The sequence below is a fragment of the Bartonella sp. AA81SXKL genome, from assembly GCF_042196945.1.
In the GTDB taxonomy this organism is placed as follows: Bacteria; Pseudomonadota; Alphaproteobacteria; order Rhizobiales; family Rhizobiaceae; genus Bartonella.
The window spans coordinates 1-965 of record NZ_JBHIRH010000129.1; the positions used below are offsets into that span (position 1 = coordinate 1).

Below are 965 nucleotides of genomic sequence, written 5' to 3' on the forward strand. Positions count from 1 at the left end.
CCTTACAAGATTGTGGTCTTGGGTATTAATGAAACCTATATCACACCAGCCATACAGGAGATTATTGCCAATGAAAACCGTGAAATTGATTTAGATGATGCGGCAAAAATTATTGGCTGTTATAGAGCACTTACCAAAATAGATAAGCAAGCGGCTGTTGATGATGATGATACAGAGCCCATGCAATGTGCTTTAGCTTTTTGCAAAGACATTAACACCTCTCAATATATAACAAAGCTCTTTAATAAAATTATCAAATCTCATATTGATGATTTCCTTCAAACCGTTCCCTTTCTAAACTGTGAAGTAAGACATATTGACGGAACGCAAAGCGTCAAAAAACGCAATGAGGAATTGGATTGGCTTAAAGAAGATGCGGGGCAAAACGTTTGTCGGATCTTAAGCAATGTTCGGTGTCTTTCAGAAGGGATTGATGTCCCTGCTCTTGATGCCATCATGTTTTTACACCCGCGCAATAGCCAAGTGGATGTGATACAGGCAGTAGGGCGTGTGATGCGTCGTGCTCCAAATAAAAAAACGGGCTATATCATTTTACCCATTATCATTCCTTCACACTTAGAAGCCAAAAAGGCTTTAAAAAACAATAAGAGATACCGTGTTGTTTGGCAAGTTTTGCATGCTTTACATTCTCATGACGAAAGGCTTGCTCGGACAATTAATCAGATGTCTTTAGGACAAGATAGCAGCCATACGATTGAAATTATAGAGATTAAACGAGCCAATGAATTAAAAGAGCTTACCACAACGGTTGATGAGATCTCGATACCATCCAAAACAGAAAGTTCTGGACGTGTCATTGGAACATCAGAAAGCAAATCTCAATCGGTATCTGGAGGACAAGGAGACCTATTCCGCCGTTCTGAATTTTTTGATTTTGTCAAAGCCATTTTTCTGGATAGTTTTAAAATCACGGATTATTGGGGCATTTGGGCGAACAATGTTGC

General features: G+C 39.2%; 1 protein-coding gene. It reads left to right on the plus strand.

Annotated elements, in window-relative coordinates:
* Nucleotides 1–965 (plus strand): helicase-related protein (locus tag ACFINZ_RS10055; RefSeq protein ID WP_375701435.1); only part of this gene is annotated, 965 nt, incomplete at both ends.